Annotated in this window: 23 protein-coding genes; 17 read left to right on the top strand and 6 right to left on the bottom strand. The window is 71.6% G+C overall.

Annotation, left to right across the window (positions count from 1 at the left end):
- Positions 1 to 491 (bottom strand): endo-1,4-beta-xylanase (locus ABZS77_RS19415; RefSeq protein WP_354824383.1); only part of this gene is annotated, 491 nt, incomplete at its 3' end.
- A gap of 490 nt (positions 492 to 981) precedes the next feature.
- Here ABZS77_RS19415 and ABZS77_RS19410 point away from each other — a divergent pair.
- Positions 982 to 1,863 carry a fructosamine kinase family protein gene (locus tag ABZS77_RS19410; RefSeq protein ID WP_354824380.1) on the top strand — a complete coding sequence of 294 codons (882 nt, stop codon included), beginning with the start codon at positions 982 to 984 and terminating at the stop codon, positions 1,861 to 1,863.
- 69 nt (positions 1,864 to 1,932) lie between these two features.
- Here the strand turns inward: ABZS77_RS19410 and ABZS77_RS19405 are convergent, their stop codons facing one another.
- Positions 1,933 to 2,847: an oxidoreductase gene (locus ABZS77_RS19405; RefSeq protein ID WP_354824377.1), complete on the bottom strand. Its 915-nt coding sequence runs from the start codon at positions 2,845 to 2,847 to the stop codon at positions 1,933 to 1,935.
- Positions 2,848 to 2,903: 56 nt separating this feature from the next.
- Between ABZS77_RS19405 and ABZS77_RS19400 the strand changes: the two genes are divergently transcribed.
- Entirely contained in the window at positions 2,904 to 3,341 is a 438-nt protein-coding gene (locus ABZS77_RS19400; protein ID WP_354824374.1) for a MerR family transcriptional regulator, read from the top strand.
- Between the two features lie 170 nt (positions 3,342 to 3,511).
- The gene (rox, locus tag ABZS77_RS19395; protein ID WP_354824371.1) at positions 3,512 to 4,975 is read left to right on the top strand and encodes a rifampin monooxygenase; all 1,464 of its coding nucleotides are present in this window, start codon (positions 3,512 to 3,514) and stop codon (positions 4,973 to 4,975) included.
- A gap of 9 nt (positions 4,976 to 4,984) precedes the next feature.
- On the opposite strand, the gene ABZS77_RS19390 is transcribed toward rox, so the two are convergent.
- A complete protein-coding gene (locus tag ABZS77_RS19390) occupies positions 4,985 to 5,392 on the bottom strand; it encodes a DNA polymerase ligase N-terminal domain-containing protein (RefSeq protein WP_354824368.1) in 408 nt (135 codons plus the stop codon).
- Positions 5,393 to 5,532: 140 nt separating this feature from the next.
- Between ABZS77_RS19390 and ABZS77_RS19385 the strand changes: the two genes are divergently transcribed.
- From ABZS77_RS19385 to ABZS77_RS19375, 3 genes are all read left to right on the top strand, one after another.
- Positions 5,533 to 6,339 (top strand): hypothetical protein, encoded by an 807-nt coding sequence (locus tag ABZS77_RS19385; RefSeq protein WP_354824365.1) that lies wholly within the window; start codon positions 5,533 to 5,535, stop codon positions 6,337 to 6,339.
- Positions 6,340 to 6,351: 12 nt separating this feature from the next.
- Complete coding sequence (locus tag ABZS77_RS19380; RefSeq protein ID WP_354824362.1) at positions 6,352 to 6,624, top strand: hypothetical protein; 273 nt, start codon at positions 6,352 to 6,354, stop codon at positions 6,622 to 6,624.
- Between the two features lie 136 nt (positions 6,625 to 6,760).
- On the top strand, positions 6,761 to 8,269 hold the full coding sequence (locus ABZS77_RS19375; RefSeq protein ID WP_354824359.1) for a family 43 glycosylhydrolase: 1,509 nt from the start codon (positions 6,761 to 6,763) through the stop codon (positions 8,267 to 8,269).
- Positions 8,270 to 8,272: 3 nt separating this feature from the next.
- Here ABZS77_RS19375 and ABZS77_RS19370 read toward each other — a convergent pair whose 3' ends face one another.
- On the bottom strand, positions 8,273 to 9,289 hold the full coding sequence (locus ABZS77_RS19370; RefSeq protein WP_354824356.1) for a LacI family DNA-binding transcriptional regulator: 1,017 nt from the start codon (positions 9,287 to 9,289) through the stop codon (positions 8,273 to 8,275).
- A gap of 188 nt (positions 9,290 to 9,477) precedes the next feature.
- Here ABZS77_RS19370 and ABZS77_RS19365 point away from each other — a divergent pair, with 188 nt between their 5' ends.
- The 11 genes from ABZS77_RS19365 (at position 9,478) to ABZS77_RS19315 (ending at position 23,014) form a co-directional block, all read left to right on the top strand.
- The gene (locus tag ABZS77_RS19365; protein WP_354824353.1) at positions 9,478 to 11,832 is read left to right on the top strand and encodes an AbfB domain-containing protein; all 2,355 of its coding nucleotides are present in this window, start codon (positions 9,478 to 9,480) and stop codon (positions 11,830 to 11,832) included.
- 595 nt (positions 11,833 to 12,427) lie between these two features.
- The gene (locus tag ABZS77_RS19360; protein WP_354824350.1) at positions 12,428 to 13,711 is read left to right on the top strand and encodes a cytochrome P450; all 1,284 of its coding nucleotides are present in this window, start codon (positions 12,428 to 12,430) and stop codon (positions 13,709 to 13,711) included.
- A 257-nt stretch (positions 13,712 to 13,968) separates the two neighbouring features.
- Entirely contained in the window at positions 13,969 to 14,439 is a 471-nt protein-coding gene (locus ABZS77_RS19355; protein ID WP_354824347.1) for a helix-turn-helix transcriptional regulator, read from the top strand.
- Between the two features lie 254 nt (positions 14,440 to 14,693).
- Positions 14,694 to 17,087, top strand: coding sequence for a nitrate- and nitrite sensing domain-containing protein (locus ABZS77_RS19350; RefSeq protein ID WP_354824344.1), 2,394 nt, complete (start codon positions 14,694 to 14,696; stop codon positions 17,085 to 17,087).
- 16 nt (positions 17,088 to 17,103) lie between these two features.
- Positions 17,104 to 17,508: a roadblock/LC7 domain-containing protein gene (locus ABZS77_RS19345; RefSeq protein ID WP_354824342.1), complete on the top strand. Its 405-nt coding sequence runs from the start codon at positions 17,104 to 17,106 to the stop codon at positions 17,506 to 17,508.
- A 51-nt stretch (positions 17,509 to 17,559) separates the two neighbouring features.
- Entirely contained in the window at positions 17,560 to 18,753 is a 1,194-nt protein-coding gene (locus ABZS77_RS19340; RefSeq protein WP_354824339.1) for an ABC transporter substrate-binding protein, read from the top strand.
- On the top strand, positions 18,750 to 19,646 hold the full coding sequence (locus tag ABZS77_RS19335) for a branched-chain amino acid ABC transporter permease (protein WP_354824336.1): 897 nt from the start codon (positions 18,750 to 18,752) through the stop codon (positions 19,644 to 19,646). Before ABZS77_RS19340 ends, ABZS77_RS19335 begins: the two co-directional genes overlap by 4 nt.
- Positions 19,643 to 20,665 carry a branched-chain amino acid ABC transporter permease gene (locus ABZS77_RS19330; RefSeq protein ID WP_354824333.1) on the top strand — a complete coding sequence of 341 codons (1,023 nt, stop codon included), beginning with the start codon at positions 19,643 to 19,645 and terminating at the stop codon, positions 20,663 to 20,665. Before ABZS77_RS19335 ends, ABZS77_RS19330 begins: the two co-directional genes overlap by 4 nt.
- Positions 20,662 to 21,408 carry an ABC transporter ATP-binding protein gene (locus tag ABZS77_RS19325; protein ID WP_354824330.1) on the top strand — a complete coding sequence of 249 codons (747 nt, stop codon included), beginning with the start codon at positions 20,662 to 20,664 and terminating at the stop codon, positions 21,406 to 21,408. The genes ABZS77_RS19330 and ABZS77_RS19325 overlap by 4 nt, the downstream gene beginning before the upstream one ends.
- Complete coding sequence (locus ABZS77_RS19320) at positions 21,408 to 22,181, top strand: ABC transporter ATP-binding protein (RefSeq protein WP_354824327.1); 774 nt, start codon at positions 21,408 to 21,410, stop codon at positions 22,179 to 22,181. The genes ABZS77_RS19325 and ABZS77_RS19320 overlap by 1 nt, the downstream gene beginning before the upstream one ends.
- 29 nt (positions 22,182 to 22,210) lie before the next feature.
- Positions 22,211 to 23,014 carry a methyltransferase domain-containing protein gene (locus tag ABZS77_RS19315; protein WP_354824324.1) on the top strand — a complete coding sequence of 268 codons (804 nt, stop codon included), beginning with the start codon at positions 22,211 to 22,213 and terminating at the stop codon, positions 23,012 to 23,014.
- 34 nt (positions 23,015 to 23,048) lie between these two features.
- Here ABZS77_RS19315 and ABZS77_RS19310 read toward each other — a convergent pair whose 3' ends face one another.
- The gene (locus tag ABZS77_RS19310; RefSeq protein ID WP_354824321.1) at positions 23,049 to 24,341 is read right to left on the bottom strand and encodes a GAF domain-containing protein; all 1,293 of its coding nucleotides are present in this window, start codon (positions 24,339 to 24,341) and stop codon (positions 23,049 to 23,051) included.
- Between the two features lie 133 nt (positions 24,342 to 24,474).
- Positions 24,475 to 24,918 carry an OsmC family protein gene (locus ABZS77_RS19305; protein WP_354824319.1) on the bottom strand — a complete coding sequence of 148 codons (444 nt, stop codon included), beginning with the start codon at positions 24,916 to 24,918 and terminating at the stop codon, positions 24,475 to 24,477.
- Positions 24,919 to 24,938: the final 20 nt, after the last annotated feature.

Genomic DNA, 24,938 nt, shown 5'->3' with positions numbered 1-24,938 from the left:
CCACCATCAGCGAACGCCTCGTTCACCACATCCCAGGCATAGATCTGACCCCGAAAATGCGTCGCCACCTGCGTCACATGATTGATCGCCGCACTCCGCAACGCAGCACCCGACAACCCCTGCGCCCACCCCGGCTGCTGCTGATGCCACAACAGCGCATGACCCCGCACACTCATCCCATTCGCACGAGCATGACTCACCAAACGATCACCACCGGTATAACTGAACCGCCCCTGCTGCGGCTCGGTGGCATCCCACTTCATCTCGTTCTCGGCCACGACACTGTTGAACTCGCTGTTGAGGATGCCGACGTACTGGCTGTCGGACAGCTTGCCCGTCGCGACGGCGGCGCCGAAGTAGCGCCCCTTCTCGGCCGCCGACGCCTTCAGGGTCGTCCCGGCGCTGGCCATCGGGGCCAGCGCCATCGTCATGCCAGCGGTCAGGGCGACCGCGAGGGTCGCCGTCGCCAGCAGCGTTCTCTTGGGTCTCATGTTGTTCCTTCTCGGTGGTTGCATCGGTGATGTGCCACTTCACCCAGGACCGGAGAAGCCGTTCGGTACGGCCGGCGCTCGCTGGACCGAGGAATCGGGGACGGTCATCCTGGCCATCTCGTACTGACGCACGCGGGTCCGGCCGGCCGTGGCCGGCGACCGCTCAGGGTCCTGAGGTGACGTCCGCCTGCCCGGGGGGACGTCGTGATCCGAGGTACGACCGGTGGACTCGCCCGGTGAGCCGCACGTGCCGTCGTCCTCTCCATCGAGAGTGAGCGATAACATGCCGTTCGTCAAGGCGTAACAAACGACCCACGCCGATACCCCGGCAGCGGTCGCCGCTTGCCGCGACGACGCTCGCGCACCGGGCTTGTTATCGCTCACAGGCGCAGGTTCGTCATTGATACGGTGACCGCCTCGCCGAACCCCGCCGTGGGCGGGACGGCCAAGGCCACCACCGGCACCCGGGTGGGGGAAGGAGTCCACCCCGATGCGCGCGACGACGTTGCTGCGGGAACGCCTGCTCCGGGCCGGGATGCGGGAGGTCGTCACGGTGGAGGTGGCGTCGGGCGGGCTCGCGGCGCTCGCCGGCACAGCCACCCGACGGGCCGCGCCGCCGGTGTTCGTCAAGGCCTTCGCCGAGGCGCCGGGCGACGACGTCTTCGTCGCGGAGGCCGAAGGGCTGACCGCGCTGCGCGAACTGGGTGACATGGCGACCCCCGAGGTGATCCTGGCGGACCGGGACCTGCTCGTGTTGTCCCTGCTGCGTCCCAGGCCGCACAGCGAGGCCTTCTGGGAGCGGTTCGCGCACGAGCTGGCACGTATGCACAGGAGCACCACCCATCCTCGTTTCGGATGGCACCACGACAACTGGTTGGGCCGCCGCCGGCAGGTCAACACGTGGGATGACGACGGCTTCGCGTTCTTCGCGCGGCATCGGCTGCTTCGGTGGCTCGGGGAGCCTCGCGTCGAGGCCGCACTCGACGCCGGCGACCGGGCTGCCCTGGAACGGCTGTGTCGCCGGCTCCCCGATCTGCTGCCCGACCGGCCCGCGTGCCTGACACACGGCGACCTGTGGGCACAGAACATCCTGGCCACCCCGGACGGACGGCCCGCGCTGATCGACCCGGCCGTGTCCTACACGTGGGCCGAGGTCGATCTCGCCCACGTGTGGTCCACCTCGCCCCCACCGGAGGCGCGACGGTTCTTCGAGGTCTACGCGGAGCTGACCGGGCTCGACGACGGTTGGCGGGCCCGCATGCCGATCGTCCAGTTGCGCCAGCACCTCGCTGTGCTGGCCCAGTTCGACGACGACTGGGGCGCGGCCGACCACATCCGCGCCACCATCGCCCCGTTCCGGCGCCGGACCTGACCGGCGTACGACGCCACGAGCGGCGAGGGCACCGGTGGGGCGGCGCGCGGGTACGACCGGCCGGACACGTCAGCCTCGGCCCACGGGATCGAGGCCGGTCAGACCGGCCGAGAGCGACCAGAGACGGGCCGCGTCACCGCTGTCGTCGTGGACGGACCCGTCGATCCGGCAGTCCACGCAGTGGTCGCCGCCCCTCCCGGCGAGCTGCGGTGACGTGGCGGCCCACACCTGCGTGGCCGCGCCCTGCTCGACCGTCTTGAACAGGCCCGGTCGGGGCGTCCCGTCCGCGTCGATCCAGCCGGCGGCGACCATCTCCTCGACGGTGAGGTGTCGTTGCAGGCCGGTGAGGATCCAGCCGGGGTTGACCGAGAAGGCGCGGACGCCGTGCGTCCTGCCGAGCACGTCGAGGTGGTACGCGAACAGGATGTTCGCGAGCTTCGACTGGGTGTACGCCTCCCACTTGTCGTAGCCGCGCGCAAACTGCACGTCGTCCCACCGGATCCGCCATGTCGGGTTGCGCCCGGAGCTGACCGAGACGACGCGGGCCGCGCCGGAGGTGGTGAGCGCCGGCCACAGCAGGTTCGTCAACGCGTGGTGACCGAGGTGGTTGGTCGCGAAGTGCGCCTCCCACCCCGGTCCCACCCGCCTCAGCGGGCAGGCCATGATCCCGGCACCCGTGATGAGGATGTCGAGGGCACGATGCCGACTCAGGAACCGTTCGGCGAACGCGTGCACCGAGTCGAGGTCGGCAAGGTCGAGCTGGTCGACCTCGACCCCGGCCACCCCGGCCAGCGTCTGCCGTGCGGCGTCCGGCCTGCGCGCCGGTACGACGACCCGGGCGCCGGCCCGGGCGAGCGCGAGGGTCGTGGCGAGACCGAGGCCGGAGGAACCACCCGTGACGACGGCTGTCCTTCCGGTGAGGTCGATTCCGGCGAGGACGTCCCGGGTCGTGCTGTGGGCACCGAACTGCGTGTCACTGGTCATGTCGCGGACGCTAGGTGCTGGACCGAGGTCTAGGTCAACGGGTTACGGTCGACGCTGTGGCGGACCGGGATCTGAGCATCGGACAGGTGGCGCAGCGGACGGGGTTGAGCGTGCACACCCTGCGGCTCTACGAACGAAGGGGACTGCTGGCCAGCGACGTGCGCCGCGACGCGTCCGGCAGGCGGGTCTACACCGCCTGGGACGTGGAGTGGTTGGCGAACTGCGTGAAGTTCCGTGCCTCCGGCATGCCGCTCACGACGATCAGCCGCCTGGCGCAGCTCGTCCGCGAGGGCAACGGCAACGAGGCCGACCGGCTCCAGCTGCTCCGCGAGCATCGACGCCACGTCACCGAGCAGCTCGCGCGGCTGCACGACTGCCTCGACCTCATCGACACCAAGGTGACCAGCTACGAACGGCATCTCGCCGCCGGCGCCACCGGGGATCCCTGGCGGCCGCGGACCGCGCCGGACGAGCACGCACACCGGCTCGGCTGACGCCCGCCGCGCCAGGGCAGCAGGGCCGGACGGGCGGGAAAACAACAAAGGCAAGGAGGAGAACTCCTTGCCACTATCAACATATATCCCATACCAGGGCTTGCCGCAAGACCCCGGTGGTGCCGCAGAATCGTCGGCCGAGCGCAAAATCGGCAAACCTGGGGGAATGCGTGTTCGATGTGATCATCGTCGGTGGCGGACCGACCGGAATGATGCTGGCGAGCGAATTGCGTCTGCGGCGCGTCACCGTGCTCGTGGTGGAGAAGGAGGCGGAGCCGCCGCCGTTCGTGCGGTCGCTCGGGCTGCACGTCCGCAGTGTCGAGGTGCTTGATCAGCGGGGCCTGCTGGAACGGTTCCTGGAAAATGGTTCGCGGTATCCATTCGGTCCCGGTGGTGTTCGAGGATTCTTCGCGGGAATCGAGAAGCCAGCTCCGGCCAATCTGGACACCGCACACGGGTACGTGCTCGGCATTCCGCAGACGCTCACCGACCGACTGCTCGCCGAGCACGCGGCCGACGTCGGAGCCGAGATCCGGCGCGGTAGCACTGTGGTCGGACTGGAGCAGGACGACGACGGGGTGAGGGTGCACGTCTCGGGTGACGGCGCGACGCCGTTGCGGGCCCGGTACGTCGTCGGCTGCGACGGTGGGCGCAGCACGGTTCGGAAACTGCTCGGCATCGGGTTCCCCGGCGAGCCGTCGACGATCGACACCCTGCTCGGCGAGATGGAGGTGACAGCGCCTCCGGACGAGATCACCGCGGTGATGACCGAGGTGCGCAGGACCGAGAAGCGCTTCGGTATCGGCCCCTCCGGCCGTCCCGGGGTGTTCCGGGCGGTCGTGCCGGCCCAGGGCGTGGCCGAGGATCGTTCGGTGCCGCCGACGTTCGAGGAGTTCAAGCAGCAGTTGCGCAGGTACGCCGGCACCGACTTCGGCGTGCACTCTCCCCGCTGGCTGTCGCGCTTCGGCGACGCCACCCGGCAGGCCGAACGCTACCGGGCCGGTCGGATCTTCCTGGCCGGGGACGCCGCGCACGTCCACCCCCCGATGGGCGGGCAGGGGCTCAACCTCGGAATCCAGGACTCGTTCAACCTGGGCTGGAAGCTGGCTGCGGCCGTCGACGGCTGGGCCCCGGACGACCTGCTGGACAGCTACGAGTCGGAACGGCATCCGGTGGCCGCCGACGTGCTGGACAACACGCGCGCCCAGATGGAGCTGACGACGAACGAGCCGGGGCCGCAGGCGGTCCGGCGGTTGGTGGCCCAGCTCATGGACATCGACGACGTCAACCGGTTCCTGATCGAGAAGATCACGGCGATCAACGTCCGGTACGACCTCGGGACGGGCCACGCCCTGCTGGGGCGGCGGTTGCGCGACATCCGGTTGGAGAGCGGGCGCCTGTTCGAGCTGATGCGTACCGGCAACGGGCTGCTGCTCGACCAGACGGGGCCGCTCTCGGTGGGCGGCTGGGCCGGTCGGGTCGACCACGTCGTCGGCACCAGCGAGGAGCTGGACGTGCCGGCGGTGCTGCTGCGGCCGGACGGGCACGTCGCGTGGGTCGGCGAGGATCAGCGGACGCTCGCCGTCGCGTTGGCGAGGTGGTTCGGCGCCGAGGGTGCTCCCGCACCGGCGTGAGGAAGGCTCCTATCCGCGCTCGGCGGGTGGCTGTTCCTTCGTCAGGTGCAGCAGCCACCCCTCGCCGGTCCGGATGAGCGCGTACCGCCGGCGGCCGGTGCGGCCGTGCAACGTGAACAGCATCCGGCGGTCGGTGCGGTCGTGCTCCTCCCAGGTGCCGATGTCGGCGATCGACTTGTCGGCGTCCTCGTAGGTCAGGTGGTCGAGGTGGTGGTCGGGCACGGCGATCGCCAGCCGGTTGTCGCTGGGAGTGGCCGGCAGTCCTCGAGGCACGGCCCAGGAGCGCAGCACGCCGTTCTCCTCGAGCCGCAGGTCGAAGTGCGGTCGTGGTGTGCGGTGGTGGTGCAGGACGAAGGCGGGTGCCACGTTGTCATTGTCGGCGATGGTCGGCCCTCGCGCCCGTCGCTTGGCGCTCACGCCGGGGTGCCCGCCCGCTGCCCGGACACATCGACGCGAGGTGTAGCCCTGGCTCCCGAGGGGCAAGAACCACCCATGGGTGCGACGGCGTGGGGCGACGAGCAGGTGCTCGGCAGGCGGCACCGACAGGGTGGGTCGGCGTGGGCGTACCCCTGGACCCGACTGTCACCGGCTCTCGACTGATGCGTCTGCGGTACTGGGTGCCCGCGGCGGCACTCGGGGCCGCGGCGCTCGGCGCGGCCGTCGGCGCCGATCCAGCCGGCGCCGAACCGCTGCCGCTGCCGACCAGTCCCCCGCCGGCGCGAGCCGCCACCCCGTCGAAGATCATCAAGGCGCTGGTGCCCGACGTGATCGCGACGCCCCTGACGGTCCCCATCCCGCTGCCGTCGGCCATTCCACTGCCGTCGGCCATCCCGTTGCCCTCGGCCGTTCCCCTGCCCCCGACCCCCGCCCTGCCCCGGACCACCGCCCCGACGCCGACGTCGGTCACGCCGCCCGTCGCGGTACCGACCCGACCGCCCGGTACCCGGCCGTCGCCCCGGTCGACCGCCGCACCCGTCCCGTCCGCCTCCCCGGGCCGTACCGCGGCGCCGTCGTCGCCCGCGCCCTCCGCGACAGCGACGGTGTCCCGCGCCCGCGAGGGTCGCGTGCCCGCGGGACAGCGGGTCGCGGTGGCCGCCGCCACGGCTCCCGCGCCCACCCCGCCCGCCCGTCCCGTGCCGGGGCCGCCCGCGCTCGTACGGTCGCTGGCGTCCGTCACCGCGGCCACCGGCGTCAGCGGCGCCGACACCACGACGTCGACCACCGAGGACCCACCGCCCAGCTCGCCGCTGTGGCGAGGACGCGCCGTCGCCGCCGTCGACATGCGCGCCGCCGGCCGTCCCGTGGAGCGTGGTCCTCCCCCACCCCGGCAGCTCCTGATCACCCACCCGCGTCCACGACGTTGATCAGGAGAAGTCATGGAAATCGCCGTTATCTGGATCCCCGCCGACATCGAGCCGTCGGAGCCCGCCGTCGCGGCGTGTCTCACCCACCTCCGCCGGCACGACTACCGGTTGAACGGGATCCTCCGGGCACCATGGGAGACGGTCGAACAGGCGATGATCGACGGAGAGGTCGACGTCGTCGTGATCGCCGACCTCGCCCACCTGCCGCCGGACCGGTCGCCCCGCATCGAGGTGGCCACCGCCGCGAGGCCACCGGTCGATGAGGACCGGCAGGTCTCCGGCTGACACCGTGGCGCACCCCGTCCACTGCGGACGGGGTGCGCCGCCGTGCGCTTACCTTGACATTCATCAATGTTAGCGCCAACACTGGGACCGCCCGTCTCCCCGGCCCGCTCGCGCCCCGTCCCTATCCGGAGGACAGATGCCACCGCACCCGGACGGTCCCGCCACCCGTCGAGCCATCGGCCCGGCGCGTGCCGGCCGCCGTGTCCTCCGCCGCCCCCGGGTGATTCTGGCCGCGCTGCTCGCCGTGCTCGCCGTGTCGGCCGGCCTCCCGGTGGCCGGGCCGGCGCACGCCGCACCGGCCGTCAACTACACGAACCCGCTGGTGAACCAGCGGGCCGACCCGCACATCGTCAGGCACACCGACGGCTACTACTACATGACCGCGACGGTGCCGCAGTACGACCGACTCGTACTCCGACGGGCGACCACGCTGCAGGGGCTGGCGACCGCGGCGGAGACGACCATCTGGTCCCGGCACACCAGCGGGGAGATGGGCGCCCACATCTGGGCGCCGGAGATCCACTACATAAACAACCGGTGGTACGTCTACTTCGCCGCGGGCCGGACCGACGACGTGTGGCGAATCCGGATGTACGTGCTGGAGAACGCCAGCGCGAACCCGCTGACCGGTTCGTGGACCGAACGCGGCCGGATCACGACCCCCTGGGACACCTTCAGCCTGGACGCCTCGACCTTCGTCGCCAACGGGGTGCGCTACCTGACCTGGGCTCAGCAGGAGCCGGGCATCTCGACGAACTCCAACGTGTACATCGCCCGGATGGGCGCCAACCCGTGGCAGATCACCGGCACGGTGACCCGGCTCGTCGTGCCGACGTACGACTGGGAGACCCGCGGCTACCGGGTCGCCGAGGGTCCCGCGGTGGTTCAACGCAACGGCCGCCTCTTCCTGACCTACTCGGCCAGCGCCACGGACGCCAACTACTGCCTCGGGATGCTGAGCGCCTCCGCCACCGCCAACCTGCTCGACGCCGCCTCCTGGAGCAAGAGCCCCACCCCGGTCTTCACCAGCAACGCGGCCACCGGCCAGTACGGCCCCGGCCACAACTCGTTCACCGTCTCGGAGGACGGGCAGAGCGACATCCTGGTCTATCACGACCGCAACTACCGGGACATCACGGGCGATCCGCTCAACGACCCGAACCGGCGGACCAGACTCCAGAAGCTGTACTGGAACGCCGACGGCACGCCGAACTTCGGCATCCCGGTGCCCGACGGAGCCACACCGGTGCGGCTGCGGTCGCACGATCTGGCCAGCAGCTACATCCGGCACTACGACTACCGGGCCCGGGTCGAGCCGAACGTGGCGAACCTGGCCGACTCGCAGTTCCGGATCGTCAACGGCCTCGCCGGCGGCGGCACGGTGTCGCTGGAGTCGACGAACTTCCCGGGCTACTACCTGCGCCATCGGGGCTTCGCCCTGTACGTCGAGAAGAGCGACGGGTCCTTTCTGTTCGGCGGCGACGCGAGCTTCCAACGCCGGTCCGGCCTCGCCGACGGCGCCGGGCTCTCCCTGGAGTCCCAGAACTACCCGGGCCGGTACGTGCGTCACCGCGACGGGCTGCTCTACGTGGAGGCGGTGAGCACGAGCGCCGAGCGCGGCTCGGCCACCTTCCACCTGGAGTAGCCGTCACCCGCTCGCGGTGCCGGTGCTCTCCCGACGGATGAGCCGGAACGGGGTCTGCACGGTCAGCGGCGCCGCGACCTGCGCGCCCTCGATGCGGGCGATGAGGCGACGTACCGCGAGACGGCCGATCTCCCGCTTGTCCGGTGCGATCGTGGTGAGGGTCGGCGTACTGAACCGGCCCTCCTCGATGTCGTCGATGCCGACCACCGCGACGTCCGTTGGCACGCGGTGACCGGCCTCGGCCAACGCCCGCAGCGCGCCGACGGCGACCAGGTCGTTGTAGCAGAACACCGCGTCGGGTGGGTCACCGAGCGCGAGCAGGTCACGCATGGCCCGGATGCCGTCGGGCCGGCCGTACGCGTCGGTGCGGGCGACCAACTCCGGGCGGTAAGGCAGGCCGGCGGCGGCGAGGGCTTCGCGGTAGCCGCGTACCCGCAGGTGCGCCGACTGCCGGTCGCCACCCGGCGTGGCGCCGATGAACGCCGGCCGGCGGCGACCGATCGCCACGAGGTGCTGGATCGCCGTGTGACTGGCGGCCACGTTGTCGATGGCGATGTGATCGTGCGGTACGTCGTACACGCCCTCGCCGATCAGCACGAGCGGGCTGTCGGCGGTCCGGGACAGCACCTCGGCCCGTCCGATCCGCACCGGGCTGAGGATGAGTCCGTCGATGATGTGCCGCCGGGAGCCGCCGAGGAGCGCCAGTTCCGCGTCCCGGTCCGCGGCGGTGTTCTCCATGACGAGCGTGTAGCCGAGCCCGGCGGCCTCGGCGATGGCGATCTCGGCGAGTTCGGCGAAGTAGGGGTTGTTCAGCTCCGGGACGGCCAGGGCGATCAGGCCGGTACGCCCCCGACGGAGGTGCCGGGCGCCGAGGTTGGGGGTGTACCCGAGTTCGTCGACCGCCTGCTGCACGCGCTGCCGGGTCCGCTCCCCCACCGGTCGGTAGCCGTTGACCACGTTGGAGACGGTGGCCAGTGAGACGCCGGCGCGTTCGGCGATGTCCTTCAGGCTGACGGCCATCCGCCGACCCCTTCACGAATCCGACTGTCGGGCCGGCCCGGCATCGACGACCAAGGATTGACGCGACGCCCCGCACGGCCCTATAACGTTATACAGCCGATGATGGATGTCAATATCCTCGACGCCCACCACCCATGCGCTTCGGGCCCGGCTGTACCGCCCGCGGCGACTCGCCCACCGGAGACGGCATGACACGTCAGGTCCCCATCCGCCCCGCCCTGCCGCTGCTGCTCATCCTCACCCTGGTCGCCGGCGTTCTCGCCGCGCCAACCCGGGCGGCCCACGCCGCACCGGCCAAGACGCCGCCACTGACCACACCCTGGACCAGCCAGGCCCTGGTCGGCACACCTCTCCCCGAGTACCCACGACCCCAGATGACCCGGCCGGACTGGCTCAACCTCAACGGCGAGTGGCAGCTACGCCAGTCGACCACCGACGACGCCCCGCAGTTCGGCACCGACCTGCCCGAACGGGTGAACGTTCCCTTCCCGGTGGAGAGCGCCCTGTCCGGCATCCAACTGGCCGCCAACGACAACCGCAACTACCTGTTCTACCGGCGCACCGTCACCATCCCGGCGAACTGGTCGGGCCGGCGGACCCTGCTGCACTTCGGCGCCGTCGACTGGCAGAGCACCGTCTGGGTCAACGGCGTACGGGCCGGCGCGCACACCGGCGGCTACGACGCCTTCACCTTCGACGTGACCCCCCAGCTGAGAGCCGGGAGCAACGAGATCGTGGTCAAGGTCTGGGATCCCACCGACACGCGGCAGAACGGCAGCCTGCCCGCCATCGGCAAGCAGACCAAGACCCCCGGCGGGATCTTCTACACCCCCAGCTCGGGCATCTGGCAGACCGTGTGGATGGAGCCGGTGCCGACCGCCTCCATCAGCAGCGTGGACGTCTACCCGAACCTCGCCACCAACACCCTGCGGGTCCGGGTCTTCACCCGGGGGGACGTGAGCGGCCACAGCGTGCTCGCCGAGGCGCTGAACGGCAGCACCGTGGTCGGTACGGCCACCGGCGGCTTCACCGACTTCAGTGTGCCGGTGCCCAACGCCCGCCGCTGGTCACCCGACGACCCGTTCCTCTACAACCTGCGGGTCACCCTACGGAACACCAGCGGCGCCGCCGTCGACCGGACCACGCACTACTTCGGCATGCGGGAGATCACCACCGGCCTGGTCAACGGCGTGCTGCGCCCCAAGCTCAACGGCCAGTTCGTGTTCCAGGTCGGTACCCTCGACCAGGGCTTCTGGCCGGACGGGCTCTACACCGCGCCGACCGACGCCGCCCTCGCCTTCGACCTGCAGAAGCACAAGGACCTGGGCTTCAACATGGTGCGCAAGCACATCAAGGTGGAACCGCAGCGCTGGTTCTACCACGCGGACCGGCTCGGCCTGCTGGTCTGGCAGGACATCCCGTCGCTGACCGCCCAGGACATCAACCCCACCGACGCCCAGCAGGCGCAGTTCGAGGCCGAGGCACGCGAGATCGTCGACGAGCACCGCAGCTCGCCCGCCGTGATCGCCTACACGCCGTACAACGAGGGCTGGGGTGAGCGGTCCCTGGCCGACACGCGACGGGTCGCGCAGAACATCAAGAACCAGGACCCGACGCGCCTGGTCAACCCGCACAGCGGTCACAACTGCTGCCAGTCCCTCGGCGACCCCGGCAACGGCGACATCGACGACTGGCACGTCTACCTCGGGCCGGACTCCCCCGCGCCGTCGAGCAGCCGGATCGCCGTGCTCGGCGAGTTCGGCGGTCTGGGCCTGCACACACCGGGCCACGAGTACAGCCCCAGCGGCAGCTTCTTCGCGTACGAGTGGCAGGCCAGTTCGAACGCGCTCACGGACCGGTACGTGGGGCTGGTGCAGGGCAGCCAGAACCTGATGCTCGGCAAGGGTCTCAGCGCCTCGGTCTACACCGAGATCACCGACCTGGAGGGCGAGCTGAACGGATTCCTCACCTACGACCGGCAGGTGGTCAAGATGGACCAGGCGCGGGTCCGCGCCGCCAACACCGCACTGATCAACGCCTCGAAGACCGTCGGCAGCTCGGCGCCCGTCGCCCTGCCGGTCAACGCGCGACGGTCGTTGCAGGTCACCACGCCCGGCTTCACCAACCGCTACCTGCGCCACCGGGACAGCCTCGCCTACACCGAGGTGGTCGACGCCGCGAGCAGCAGCCTGCTCAAGGCCGACGCCACGTACACCGTCAGGAGCGGCCTGGCCGGCGCCGGCTGCTACTCGTTCGAGTCGGTCAACTTTCCCGGGCAGTACCTGCGCCACCAGAACTCCCGGGTCCGCAACTCGCCGGACGACGGCTCGGCGCTGATGCGGGCCGACGCCACCTGGTGCGCGCGCGTCGGACTGACCGGCGCGGGCGTGTCGCTGGAGTCGTACAACTTCCGGGGCAAGTTCCTGCGGCACTACAACTCGGAGGTGTGGCTCAGCAACGGCACCGGCGGCGACGCGTACAACACGCCGACGCTGTGGGCCGCCGACAGCACCTGGAACGTCAGCGCCCCCTGGGCTCCCTGACCGATGAGGTGACGCGCGACGACCGCGGGGGTTCCGGTGTACGCCGGAACCCCCGCGGGTGCACGGCGGCACCGCCTACGACGTCAACCAGTTCGTCGGCTCGGTGTGACCGGACCGATCGGTGGAACAACCGCGACGGCGGACACCGCCCACAGCGGTCAGACGACGATCCCGCGCCGTCACCCGCCGTCGTGGATGTCGTTTCCCCGGTCATGAGGGAAATGCGGCGACCTGTCAATTCCACCGCCCATCATGGCCGGTCCGGTCGAATCCGTCCCGACGCGGTCGGTCGCGCCGTCGCGGCCCGTCATGACGGTCGGCACCGGCCTCGGTGCGCATCGGTGCGGCCCGCCGAACTGGGCTGACACTCGGCAAGCACCAAGGAGCAACTTGCATCCGGCCGAGGCGGGCCAGTCCGTTGCAGCCCGCAATTAGGACGGTTAATAAATAGATGCCCACCAATCTTGACTTGCGCTGGCACGCAGCGCACCGTGAAGAGTCAGAGGCAGATGCACGCCATTATCGGCCCCGACTGACACGGTTCGCTGAATGGTGGGCGCTGCCGATTTAGCGCCGCGCGCAGCAGGAGGCGTCCATGCGGTTGAGTCCGTTCTCCGGGATTTATCTCACCGATCCGGCCAGTATGTGGCGTCGCATTCTCGACGACCCCGCCGGGGTGCACCACGCGGAGGATCTGGGACTGTGGTTGATCAGCAGGCACGAGCACGTCCGGCGCGCCTTCGCCGACGCCGCCACGTTCGGCAACGCCCTCACCCTCGCCCCGGTGTACGAGGTCTGCCCGGAGGCCATGAGTGTGATCATGCAGCTCGACGCGCCGCCCACCACCGTCGCCGCGGATCCACCCGTACACCCCCGCACCCGCCGGGCGCTGCGCGCGACCTTCGCGAACACCCCGGACCGGGTCGAGGCCGAATACGGCGCGATCGTCCGCCGCCGGGTCGACCAACTGGTCACCCGACTGGTCGCCCGGCAGGGCAGACAGGTCGACCTCATCCCGGAGTTCGCCACCGAGCTGCCCCTGCTCGTCGTCCTGGACATCCTCGGAGTGCCCGAGGAGGACATCGGCCGGATCCGGGGCTGGGCGGACGGCCAGATCGCCCTCATCTGGGGGCAGCCGGACCCGGAGGAACAGGCCCGCCTGGCGCGAGGGCTGCTGGAGTTCTGGCACTACTGCCAGGAACTGGTCCGCCAGCGGCTCGACAGCGGGCAGCTCGGCGACGACTTCATCAGCCGGGCGCTGGCCTACCGCGACGACGACGACGCCGTGCTGTCGGTGGCCGAGGTGGCGAGCCTCGCCTTCAACCTCCTGGTCGCCGGTCACGAGACCACCGCGGGGCTGCTCGCCCACGCCCTCGACCAGGCGCTGTCCCCCGCACAACGGTGGCGGGCGATCGCCGCCGACCCGCTGTCCGTCCCCGCGTTCGTCAACGAGACGCTCAGGTTCGCACCCGCCATCGACGGCTGGCTCCGGGTGACCCGCCGCGATGTCACGCTGGGTGAGGTCACGATACCGGCGGGCGCGCGCTGCCTGCTGTTGATCGGAGCCGCGAACCGGGACCCGGCCGTCTTCGCCCATCCGGACCGGTTCGACCCGCACCGCTCCGACGGCAGAGACCACCTGTCCTTCGGTCACGGACCACACTTCTGCATTGGCGCGGGATTGGCGCGACTCGAGGCAACAATTGCGCTCACGCGACTCGCGACGACCATTCCCGGCCTCCGCGCAACACCTGACCAATATCGTTCGTACAAGCCGAACGTCGCGTTCCGCGCCCATCGGGAACTGCTCGCGACGGTTGATATCGCGGGCCCGGCCGACGCCACGACGGCGCGGGAGGCGGCGAGCGTCGAGGCGTGAGCCCGTCCGACGTGGCCGCAGTCGGTTCGCACACAACGGGCGCTGACCTGCGGGCGGACCGGGTGTGGGCCTACCACCGCAGGCGGACCGTGCCGGATCCACCGGACGCCGGTCACGGCAGGCGTGACGATCCATGCCGACGAAAGTCTTCACACCCATCGCATCCTGGGTTAAGAATTGCCACCGATGAATGCTCGGTCCATCGTCTAATATCGATCGGACGCCCGCCGATTCGGTGGCGCCATGAAGGTGAGCGCATGGAACACACGTCCCCGTCGAGCACCGCCCACACCGCGGCCAGCGCGCAGTTCCGGTGGGAACTGCGCAGCTGCCGGGTCCGGCGGGGCCTGACCCAGCGGGCCCTGGCGGACCTGGTGCGGTTCAGTCGGGAGACGGTCGCGGCGGTGGAGTCAGGCCGTCGGTTCGGGAGCCACGAGTTCGCGGTCCGCTGCGACGACGTCCTCGACACCGGCGGTCGGCTGGCGACCCTGTGGCCGCGCGTGGCGGCCGAGCAGTTGGCGGCCGACGGTCGCCGAGGGCCCCGCCTGCCGGACCAGGTGCCCCACGACCCGCCGGTGCCCCGCCAGCGCGGCCGGCGCGACGCCCGCGATCCGGGCGCCGTGGTGGACGCCATCGACGAGTTGCGCGAACTGATCGGTCAGGTGCTCAACGGCCAACCCGACCCGGACGACGACGGGCCTCGGCCGACCGGCCCCGACCAGCACTGATCTCGTCGAACCCGGCTCGCCCTCACCGCGCCGCCCGCTGCTGACGCTGGGTACAGATGCTGGTACGGACAGTTTGTACCACGGTCAAGTCTGGTCTCCGGGCCCACGTTCCGGCCGAATGGGACTTGCATTCCGCAACGTGCGGATAGACCGTCGTCGACGAGTCGTGGGAGTCAATCTTGGCGTCGAGCACGAGGTCCCACGAGGCCAGACCCTACCCGACCCGCCGACGTGGCTGGAAGATCGCCGGTCGGATGCGCCTCATCGTCGCGGCACCGCTCGTCGCCGTGATCGGCTTCGCCAGCCTCGCACTGACCGAGAGCGCGCAACAGACCGGACGCGCCGACGACCTGCGGACCCTGGCACAGGTCGGCGCGGAAGCCGGTGACCTGGCCTACCGCCTGCAACGCGAGCGCATCGCCGCCGCCGACCTGCTCACCTACGCCGCACCGGAGCAGCAGGACGCCTTCGCCGTGGAGATGGCCGCCACCGACGACGCCGCCGCCCGCTACCGCCGGCAACGTGACCGACTGCCCGCCGACGCCGACGCCAACCGGTCCCTCCTGCGCCGCATCGACGCCGCCCTGGACGGCCTCGCACCGCTGCGCACCCAGGTCCGCACCGCGGCGCACGCCTCGGTGTCGGCGATGACCTTCAGCTACCGCATCGCGATCGCCGACCTGATCAACCTCCGGGAGAACGTCTCGCACGGCGTGGTCAACGCCCGGCTCGCCGACGGCATCCGGGCGTCCGCCGCGCTGTCCAAGACCGCCGAGGCGATCGGTCAACAGCAGGTCGCCGTGCTCCGCGCCGCCGTGGCCGGCGAACTCACCCCCGCCATGCAGCAGGACATCACCGCCGCCCGGACGAGCTACACCGAATCGAGCCTGTCGTTCCTGGCCCTGGCACCACCCGACTGGAGCACCTGGTGGGAACAGGCCGGCACCGGCAAGGAGGCGCTCGCGCTGCAACGGATGCAGGACGACGTGTCCCGCGCACAACCCGGAACGCGACTGCAACTGGCTACCCCCGCCTGGGTGTCCACCACGCAGGCGCGGGCCGCCCGCCTGGCCGACCTGCGGGCGCGCGTCGACGCCGCGGTGCTCGACGACGTCCGGGCCGCGCACGCCGACCAACGCCGCCGGGCCGTGGCCGAGGCCGTCGGCGTCCTCCTGGCGCTGGTGCTGACCGCCCTGGTGACCTGGGCGGTCGCCCGACAGATCACCCGACGGCTACGTCGCCTACGGGACGCCGCCAACGCCGTCGCATTCGAGCAGCTCCCCGCCGTGGTGGCCCAACTCCAGCAGCCGGGCAGCGCGGCCGTCGACCCGCACAAACTGGCCCGCCAGCAGGCCGCCGCCGCCGCGCTCGACGCGTCGAGCGACGACGAGATCGGCGAGCTGGGTCAGGCGTTCAGCGCCGTCCACCAGGCCGCCATCCGGACCGCCGCCGGGCAGGCCGTGATGCGCGCCAACACCGCCGACATCTTCATCCACCTGAGCCGCCGCGAACAGCGACTCGTCGACGCCGTCCTGGCACAGGTCGACCTGGTCGAGCGGGACGAGACCGACCCGGACCGGCTCCACCAGCTGTACGCGCTCGACAACCTGGCGACCCGGATGGGACGGATCAACGCCAGCCTGCTGGTGCTCGGCGGCGTGGGCGTCGGCCGCGTACGCCAGCACGACGTCCCCCTGCAACAGGTGCTCCAGGCGGCGCTGTCGCAGATCGAGCACTACGCCCGGATCCGGCTCGGCATGATCGACGGGGACGTCGCCGTCGCGGCCAAGACCGTCGACGAGGTCGTACACCTGCTCGCCGAACTCATGGACAACGCCACGACGTACTCGCCGCCGGGCAGCGAGACGTGGGTGAGCGGCCGGAGTCTCGGCGACCGCGTCATCGTCCAGATCAGCGACGAGGGCGTGGGGCTGTCCCCACAGCGGATGGAACAACTCAACGAACTGCTGGCCCACCCACCGGCCATCGACGTCGCCGCCGTACGGGCGATGGGTCTCGTCGTCGTCGGTCACCTCGCGGCCCGGCTGGGCGCCACCGTCCAACTGCGACGCGGCCCGCGGCGCGGCACCCTCGCCGAGGCGACGCTGCCCGGCGCGATGATCCGGTCACTGCCACCGGAGGAGTACCTGCTCGCCCCCGGTCGCCTGTCCCGACGCGCCGCCCGGACCGCCGGCCCACCACCGCCGTACCAGCCGCGCCCCGAACCCACAGCCGGACGGCGGCCGGCCGAACGGACCCTGCCCGCGGCGCCGGTGTTCCGACCGACTCCCCCGCCCCCGGACCGGGGGGAGGCGCCCACCGAGGAGCTGCTCATCTTCGAACAGGTCAACCACTGGTTCCAGGCCGATGTCGTCAACGGGCAGGACGCGCCGGAATGGTCCAGCCCGGCCGACGACGCCTGGCGCACCGCTGCCAGCGCGCACGCCCCGGAGGTCGCCACCACCACCACCACGTCCGGCCTGCCCAAACGCCAGCCGCAGCGGCACCTCGTGCCGGGCAGCGTGACCGTGCCCCAGCAGCAGCGGTCGGAGTACCGCGATCCGGCCCAGGTGGCCACGGCGATGGCCGCGTACGCCCGGGGCGTGGCGACCCGACGGCGCACCCCGATCAACCTCGGCAACAACTGACGCGACAGGAGAGCACGTGAGTGACCAACAGGATCTCGGTTGGCTGCTGGACAGCTTCGCCGCGCGCGCGAGCGAGGTCAGCCACGCGATCGCGATCTCCAGCGACGGCCTGATGGTGGCCGCCACCCGCGACCTTCCGCCGGACCGGGCCGACCAGCTCGCCGCGACCGGCAGCGGACTGGTCAGCCTGCTGCGCGGCGCGGCGGCGTTCTTCGACGCCGGCGCGGTGATCTCCAACGTCACCCAGCTCGAGGGCGGGTTCATGTTCTCCATGGCCTTCAACGACGGCGCATCGCTGCTGGTGCTCGCCGCACCCGACTGCGACGTCGGCAAGGTCTCCTACGAGATGACCGAACTGGCGAACCGCATCGGCGACGCCCTGACCCCCGCGGCCCGCGCGGCCCTCGCCCGCACCCGCTGACAACCCGGCGCCCCCACGCCGGAGACCCCTCCCTTCCCCTGGAGTAAACAGATGTCTCTCACCACCCCCTGGCGCAGCCGTGCCCTCACCGCCGCTCTGCTCGCGGCCGTGCTGACCACCAGCACGGCCTGCGGCGACGACGCGACCGGCACGAGCGCCAGCGGATCGATAAAGATCGGCCTGCTGGCATCGCTGTCCGGGACGTACCAGGCCGTCGGCACCGAGATCCGCGACGGCTTCCAGCTCTACCTGGACACCCACGACGGCAAGCTCGGCGGTCGACAGGTCGACCTCGTCGTCGCCGACGAGGGCAACGGCGCCCAGACCGCCGTGCCGGCGGCGACGAAGCTGCTCAAGCAGGACCGGGTGTCCGCGCTCACCGGCATCGTCGGCGGCGGTTCCGTCGCCGGTGTCACCCCCCTGCTCAACGAGACCAAGGTGCCCCTGGTCGGCTCCAACGGCCGACCGGAACTCAAGGACGTCTCCCGGGTGTGGCACACCTCGTACCTCTCCGACGAGCCCGGGGCGGCCATCGCCCAACACGTCCGGGACAACGTCAAGGGCTCGGTGTACGCGATCGGGCCGGACTACCAGGGCGGCTGGGACGAGCTGCGCGGCTTCACCGACGCGTTCAGCAAGATCGGCGGGAAGCTCGCCAACGCGGACGGCAAGACCACCTTCACGCCGTTCCCGGCCACCACGAACTTCACGCCGTACTTCGCCCGGATCAAGGCCTCCGGCGCGGCCGCCGTCTACACGTTCTACGCCGGCAGCGCCGCCGTCGACTTCGTGAAGCAGTACGCGCAGTCCGAGATCAAGGACGTCCCGCTGTACGCGGCCGGCTTCCTCACCGAGGGCGGTGTGCTCAACGCTCAGGGCGAGGCGGCCCGGGACATCTACTCGGTGCTCAACTACTCGCCGGACCTCGACAACGCGGAGAACCGAGCCTTCGTGGCGGCGTGGAAGGCCAAGCACGACGGTTCCCCGACGACGTACGCGCTCGCCTCGTACGACGCGGCGGCGGTGCTGGACCGGGCGATCGGCGCCGCCGGCAGCGACCCGACCCCGGAGGCCATCAACGCGGCCATCGGACAGCTCGGGCAGATCGCCAGCCCGCGCGGCACCTGGCAGTTCTCCACCACCACGCACTCGCCGGTGCAGAAGTGGTACCTGCGGCAGGTCCGTCAGGACGGGCGGGCGCTGTCCAACACCGTCGTGGGTGACCTCGCGACCGTCGGCCGATGATCGCGGTGGCGGCCGGCCCGAACCGGATCGACCCGTACCTGATCCCGGCGCTGGACGGCGTCGCCTACGGGCTGCTCGTCTTCGTCGCCGCCTCGGGCCTGGTCTTCTGCTTCGGCGTCGCCAACATCCTCAACCTGGCGCACGGCACCCTCTACGCGATCGGTGGGTACACCGCGGCGGCGCTGCTCGACGGCGGCTGGGCGAGCCTGGCGCTGGCGTTGGCGGTCGGCGTGCTGGCCGCCGCCACGGCGGGCGTGCTCCTGGCCGGACTGCTCACGCCGGCCGCCACCGGCAACCATCTGACCCAGGCGCTGCTGACCTTCGGGGTGGCGCTGGCCGGCGGCAGCCTGCTCGTCGCCGGCTTCGGACCTGACGATCCGCAGGTCCGGGTGCCGGCCGCCCTGGACGGGTCGGTGGTGGTCGCCGGCCACCGGTACGCCGCGTACCGGCTCGTCTTCATCGTCGTCGCGGCGGTGATCTCCGCCGGGCTCTACCTCGTGGTGCGTCGTACCAGGGCCGGGATGCTCGTCCGGGCGGCGGTCGACGACCCGGAGATGGTCGCCTGCCTGGGCGTGAGTCCCCGCCGGATCCGGGCCGGCGTGCTCGCCGCCGCCGGCGCGCTGGCCGGGGGGGCCGGGGTCCTCGGGGCGCCGATCATCGGCCCCGGGACGGACACCGCCGACACCGTGCTGCTGCTGTCCCTGGTGGTCGTGGTCCTCGGTGGTCTCGGATCGATGGCGGGCACGCTGCTGGCCGCGCTCGCGATCGGCGAGATCCAGACGCTCGGGGTGGCGTTGCTGCCGTCCGCCGCGCCGTTCCTGCTGTTCGCCGCCATGGCGGCCGTGCTGGCGGTGCGGGCACGTGGCCTGGCCGCCAGGTGGAGGGCGACGTGACGCACGAGGTGATCCGGTGGGGCCGCCGTGCCGTCGCGGCGCTCGTCCTGGTGGGCCTGGTCGTGGCGCCCTGGGTGGTCGACGACTACACCACGGCGGTCCTCGCCCGGACGCTGGCCCTGGCCCTGGTCGGGGTGAGCGTGGCACTGCTCACCGGCGTCGCGGGCATGCCGACGCTCGGCCAGACCGCGCCGTACGCAGCGGGCGCCTACGCCTGCGCCGTGCTGGGCAGCCGGATCTCCGACGTCGGCGTGGTGCAGGTCGTGGTGGCGGCGGGCGCCGGGGCGGTCCTGGCCGCGCTGACCGTGCCGCTCGTCGTCCACGCCCGGGGGGTGATCGTCCTGATGATCACGCTGGCGGTCGGTGAACTCGTCGTGACCGTCCTCGGTCGGTGGCGGTCGGTGACCGGCGGCACGGACGGTCTGGCCGGCATACCGGCGGTCCGTCCGTTCTGGGGGCTGCCGGTGCTCGCCACCGATCGGGCCCGCTACCTGTACGCCCTGGTCGTCGCGGCCACCCTGCTCGGCGTCGTACTGGTGCTGCTGCGGACCAGGGCGGGACTGCTGCTGCGCGCCTGCCGCGACGACGAGACGCGGCTGCGGGCCAGCGGGCACCGGGTGCCCCTCCTGGTGTCCGGCGCGCACGTCGCCGCCGGGGCGATCGCCGGAGCCGCCGGCTCGCTGCTGGTCGTCGCCCAGCAGTACATCTCCCCCGCCGACTTCGGCTTCGACACATCCGCGCTGCTGCTGCTCGGGGTCGTCATCGGCGGCACCGCCTCGGTCGGCGGCGCCCTGGTGGGCGCGGCGCTCGTCATCGCCGCCCGGGACTGGCTGTTCGGGGTGCTGCCCGGCCAGGCGCCGCTGGTGCTGGGGGCGCTGTTCGTGGCGACGGTCTACCTGCTGCCCTCCGGTGTCACCCGGGCCCGGGTCCGGCTGCGCCCGCCGCACGCCCCGCCCAGCCGGCCGGGCGCGCCGGCCGCCCGCGAGCACGCCTCGGTGGCACCGGAGCTGGGCGCATGACCCCGCTGCTGACCGTCCAGGACGTCCGCGTGCGCTACGGCTCGCTCGCCGCGCTCGCCGGCGTCGACCTGTCCGTCCACGACGGGCAGCGACACGCGCTGATCGGCCCCAACGGAGCCGGAAAGACGACGCTTCTCAACGTGATCGCCGGTGCCACGCGGCCGCAGCGCGGCGGCACTGTGCGGTTCGACGGCCGGGACGTCAGCCGGCTCGGCCCGGCGGCACGAGCCCGGCGGGGCATCAACCGGATACACCAGCGGCCGGCGGTCTTCTCGACGCTCACGGCGACGGAGAACGTCGTCGTGGCCGCACTGCCGCGGGCCGTCCCGCGGCGACGGTGGTGGCCCGGCGGACGCCGGCGCGCCGCGCAACACCGGGCGGGCCCGCTGCTGGAGCAGATGGGTCTCGCCGACGTCGCGTCGGTGCCCGCCGGGCACCTCGCACACGGGCAACGACGCCAGTTGGAGATCGCGATGGCCCTTGCCGGTCGCCCCCGCCTGCTACTGCTCGACGAACCCGCCTCCGGGCTGTCCGCCACCGAGGTCGGCCGGCTGGTCGATCTTCTTCGGGCACTGCCCCGCGCGGTCGCCGTGCTGCTCGTCGAACACCGACTCGACCTGGTGTACGCCCTCGCCGACACGGTCACCGTGCTCCGCGACGGCCAGCGCCTGGCCGCCGGGACACCTGACGAGATCCGCACCTCGCCGCTGGTGCGGCAGGCCTACGCGGACGGGGTGGCCTGATGTTGACTGTGGACCGTCTCTGCGCCGGCTACGGCGGTGGGATCGTGTTGCACGAGATCAGCCTCCGGGTACGCCCGGGCAGCATCCAGGCCGTGGTCGGCCGCAACGGGGCGGGCAAGAGCACGCTCGTGCACACGATCGCCGGGCTGGTACGCGCCGCCAGCGGTCGCATCGAGATCGGCGGCGTGCACGTGGCGGGCCGGCAACCGCACCGCATCGCCCAGTCCGGGGTCGGTCTCGTGCCCCAGGGCCGGCGGGTGTTCTCCCGGTTGACCGTCGCCGAACACCTCGTCCTGGCCGCCGCGCCGTGGCGGGCCGCCACCCCTGGCGGCGAGGGCTGGACGGTGGCCCGGATCCTGGAACTGCTGCCGAGACTCGCCGAACGGCTCCGCCACCGTGGCTGTGAGCTGTCCGGCGGCGAGCAGCAGATGCTGGCGATAGCGCGCGCCCTGCTGGGCCAGCCCCGGGTGCTGCTGCTCGACGAACCGTGTGAGGGTCTCTCCCCCGACCTCGCGGCGCGCGTCCGCGAACTCATCAGCGCCCTCGCCGCCGACGGACTGACCGTGCTGCTCGTGGAGCAGCAGCTCCACCACGCGATCGACGTCGCGGACCGGGTGGCGGTGCTGGAGTACGGCCGCGTGGTCTACGACCGGCCGACGGCCGAGGCCCGCGTCGACCCGAGCCCGGTGGCCGCGATGTTGAGCGTCACCGCCGCCGTCGCGCCACCCCCGACCAACCGGCCCGCCCCTCGACTCTGGGCCGACACCCCGTAGTCACCGAACCTTCCCGAGAGGTAGACACGATGACAGGCGACACCAACGACGACACGTACACGTTCGACAACGGCGCACCGGACGCCGTCGCGCAGATGCACGCGCTGGAGTCCTTCCTGGACCCGATCAGCACGCGCCGTCTGGCCCGTCCGGTGCTGCGGGCCGGGGCGACCTGCTGGGAGGTCGGCGCGGGCGGCGGCTCGATGGCACGCCGGATCGCCCGCGCGGTCGGCGACGACGGCGAGGTGCTGGCCACCGACATCGACCCCACACACCTCGCGTCCGACGGCAACCTGCGCGTACGCCGGCACGACGTCCGCACCGAACCGCCGCCCGGCGACGCGTTCGACGTGATCCACGCCCGGCTGGTCCTGCTGCACCTCCCCGATCGACGACGGGTCCTGCGTACGCTCGCCGGCGCGCTGGCGCCGGGCGGGTGGCTCGTGGTCGAGGAGTTCGACTGCACCACGCCGCTGCGGGTGCTGACCGCACCGACGGACGACGCCGCGAAGCTCTTCGCGCAGGTCATGGACGCCATGATGGGCATCCTGGAGGACCACGGCGCCGACCTGGGGTGGGCGCAGGACGTACACACCGAGATGGCCCTGGCCGGCCTGACCGACCTGGACACCATCACCCACTCGCAGAGCTGGGCCGGCGGTTCGACCGGAACGTCGCTCTACGAGACGAACTCCCGCCAGTTGGAGCCGGACCTGCTCGCCGCGGGGCTGTCAGCCAGCCAGTTGACCGCCTTCCGGCGGCTGGTCCGTGACCCGGCGTTCGCCGTCATGTCCTACCAGTTCGTGTCCACCCGGGGCCGGATGCCGGGCTGAGAGCACCCGACGCCCCGGGCGCGACCGTCGATCGTCAGCGGTTGAGGTAGGCCGCCAGGCCGCCGAGTTCCTCGCTGGCGATGAACACCGACCGCACGTTGAGGATGGCCTCCTCGACGTGCGCCGAGCAGCCCCACGCCGAGTCGCCCCACGAATCGGCGATCTTGATCTCGGCCGGTGCCGCGCAACCGGCGGGGCCACCGAGTTGGCAGTGTTCGGGGTGTGGCGCGGCGGCCTGGGCGGCGGCGGCGGCGCGTACCCGGGCGGCGAGTTGCGCGGCGGTGGCGGCGCGCTGTTCGGCCTCGGCACGCAGTTCCCGCTCCGCGCGTACCGCCCTGGCCAGGTCGTCATGGGCTGACTTGGCCCGCGCCTCGGCCGCCGCCTTCGCCTGTTCGATGTGGTGCCGTTCGATGGCCAGGGCCGCGGTGCCGGCGAAGACGCGGGTGAGGGCGAGGTCGGCGTCCTGCGGCACGCGCGGGGTGCGGTGGTACATGGCGAAGGTGCCCAGCAGGCCGCCGTCGCGGGCCAGGATCGGCGTGGACCAGCAGGCGCCCAGGCCGGCCCGGGTGGCCAGGTCCCGGAAGTCGTCCCAGAAGGGGTCGGTGGAGATGTCCGTGACGATGACCGGCTGCCGCCGGTGCGCGGCGGTGCCGCAGGAGCCGACACCGTCGCCGGTGGCGATCCCGTCGATGGCCTCGTTGTAGAAGTCGGGCAGGCTCGGCGCGGCACCGTGCCGGAGGTGCCGGCCGTCCGGATCGGCCAGGAGTACGGAGACGAGGACCTCCTGCGGTGCGAGGTTCTCGATACAGCGGGCCATCCCGTCGAGCACCTCGGTGAGGGGTGCCTGGCGGGCGATCTGCTCCAGCAGGGCGCGGTGTTCGACCATCAGCCGTTGGGCGTGCTTGACCTGGGTGGTCTCCACGCCGAGCACCCGAACCCCGAGCACGTTGCCGTCGGCGTCCCGGCGCGGCTCGCAGGTGACGTCGAAGAACGTCTCGCGCGTGTACGGGCCGCTGCCCAGGACGACCCGGACGTCGCGACCCGTGTCGGGCTCGCCCGTGCGGTAGACCCGATCCAGTAGAGCGACGAAATCCTGACCAGCCAGTTCGGGCATCAGCTCCGCGAGCGCGACACCGGTGCGTGCCCGCTCCGCGCCGATGCTGGCGAAGAACGTCGCATTGGCCGTCTCCACCAGGTGCGCCGGGCCCGACAGCGACGCGAAGAGGGCCGTGGACCGGCCGAACAGCGCCCGGAGGTCCTCCTCCGCTCCCTGCCTGGTGACCGCCGGAGCCGGAGCAGCCGGCTGCTGGCCTGATACCGCCGTCATGTCGTGGCCTGTCCCTCATCGATGAATCACTGGCCGGTGACGGTGGCCAGCCGCGTTGTCGGTCGCACGCTCGAACGCCCACCAACCTACGGGAAACCGTCTCCGGTCGCCCGCGGTGGACGTCGGCGTCCTGTCACGCCTCGGGCGCGTCGTCGGCGACGGCGATCGCGACGGCCGTACCCGATTCGACGGTACGGGAGACGGTGCACAGTCGATCGTGGGACTGCTGAAGCGAGCGGGGCAGCGCCTCGCGTGCCTTGTCGCCGTCCGTACCCGGCGGGAACGTCACGGTGAACTCGACCCTGAGGTTCTGCATCCGGTTCCCGCCGGCCTCGTCCCGGACCTTGTCCCCGGTGACCTCGACGGCGAACCGGGTCGGCTCGGCCCGGCGGCTGGTGATGTGGTCCACGTCCACGGCGGTGCAGCCACCGATGGCCGCCAGGAGCAGTTCCACAGGCGTGAAGCTGGCGTCCTCGCCCGTGCCCATCGAGATCGTTCCACCACGGACGTTCCGCGCGACGTAGGTCCCCACGCTGGTGCGCTCGATCTCCACCGAGCGGAAGGTGTCGTCACTCATGACAGGAAACTACCCCGGCC

This window comes from Micromonospora sp. NPDC005298 (genome assembly GCF_040607375.1).
GTDB lineage: Bacteria > Actinomycetota > Actinomycetes > Mycobacteriales > Micromonosporaceae > Micromonospora.
The sequence above is the reverse complement of the archived record's forward strand: the minus strand, read 5'-3'. Positions and strand labels throughout refer to the sequence as shown.

Bases quoted from the DNA above. Each gene is read 5' to 3' on its own strand.
- ABZS77_RS19375 (WP_354824359.1), top strand. From the start codon at position 6,761: ATGCCACCGCACCCGGACGGTCCCGCCACCCGTCGAGCCATCGGCCCG.
- ABZS77_RS19365 (WP_354824353.1), top strand. From the start codon at position 9,478: ATGACACGTCAGGTCCCCATCCGCCCCGCCCTGCCGCTGCTGCTCATC.
- ABZS77_RS19325 (WP_354824330.1), top strand. From the start codon at position 20,662: ATGACCCCGCTGCTGACCGTCCAGGACGTCCGCGTGCGCTACGGCTCG.
- ABZS77_RS19360 (WP_354824350.1), top strand. From the start codon at position 12,428: ATGCGGTTGAGTCCGTTCTCCGGGATTTATCTCACCGATCCGGCCAGT.
- ABZS77_RS19315 (WP_354824324.1), top strand. From the start codon at position 22,211: ATGACAGGCGACACCAACGACGACACGTACACGTTCGACAACGGCGCA.
- ABZS77_RS19410 (WP_354824380.1), top strand. From the start codon at position 982: ATGCGCGCGACGACGTTGCTGCGGGAACGCCTGCTCCGGGCCGGGATG.
- ABZS77_RS19380 (WP_354824362.1), top strand. From the start codon at position 6,352: ATGGAAATCGCCGTTATCTGGATCCCCGCCGACATCGAGCCGTCGGAG.
- ABZS77_RS19335 (WP_354824336.1), top strand. From the start codon at position 18,750: ATGATCGCGGTGGCGGCCGGCCCGAACCGGATCGACCCGTACCTGATC.
- ABZS77_RS19320 (WP_354824327.1), top strand. From the start codon at position 21,408: ATGTTGACTGTGGACCGTCTCTGCGCCGGCTACGGCGGTGGGATCGTG.
- ABZS77_RS19370 (WP_354824356.1), bottom strand. From the start codon at position 9,289: ATGGCCGTCAGCCTGAAGGACATCGCCGAACGCGCCGGCGTCTCACTG.
- ABZS77_RS19350 (WP_354824344.1), top strand. From the start codon at position 14,694: ATGCGCCTCATCGTCGCGGCACCGCTCGTCGCCGTGATCGGCTTCGCC.
- ABZS77_RS19305 (WP_354824319.1), bottom strand. From the start codon at position 24,918: ATGAGTGACGACACCTTCCGCTCGGTGGAGATCGAGCGCACCAGCGTG.
- ABZS77_RS19340 (WP_354824339.1), top strand. From the start codon at position 17,560: ATGTCTCTCACCACCCCCTGGCGCAGCCGTGCCCTCACCGCCGCTCTG.
- ABZS77_RS19310 (WP_354824321.1), bottom strand. From the start codon at position 24,341: ATGACGGCGGTATCAGGCCAGCAGCCGGCTGCTCCGGCTCCGGCGGTC.
- ABZS77_RS19405 (WP_354824377.1), bottom strand. From the start codon at position 2,847: ATGACCAGTGACACGCAGTTCGGTGCCCACAGCACGACCCGGGACGTC.
- ABZS77_RS19355 (WP_354824347.1), top strand. From the start codon at position 13,969: ATGGAACACACGTCCCCGTCGAGCACCGCCCACACCGCGGCCAGCGCG.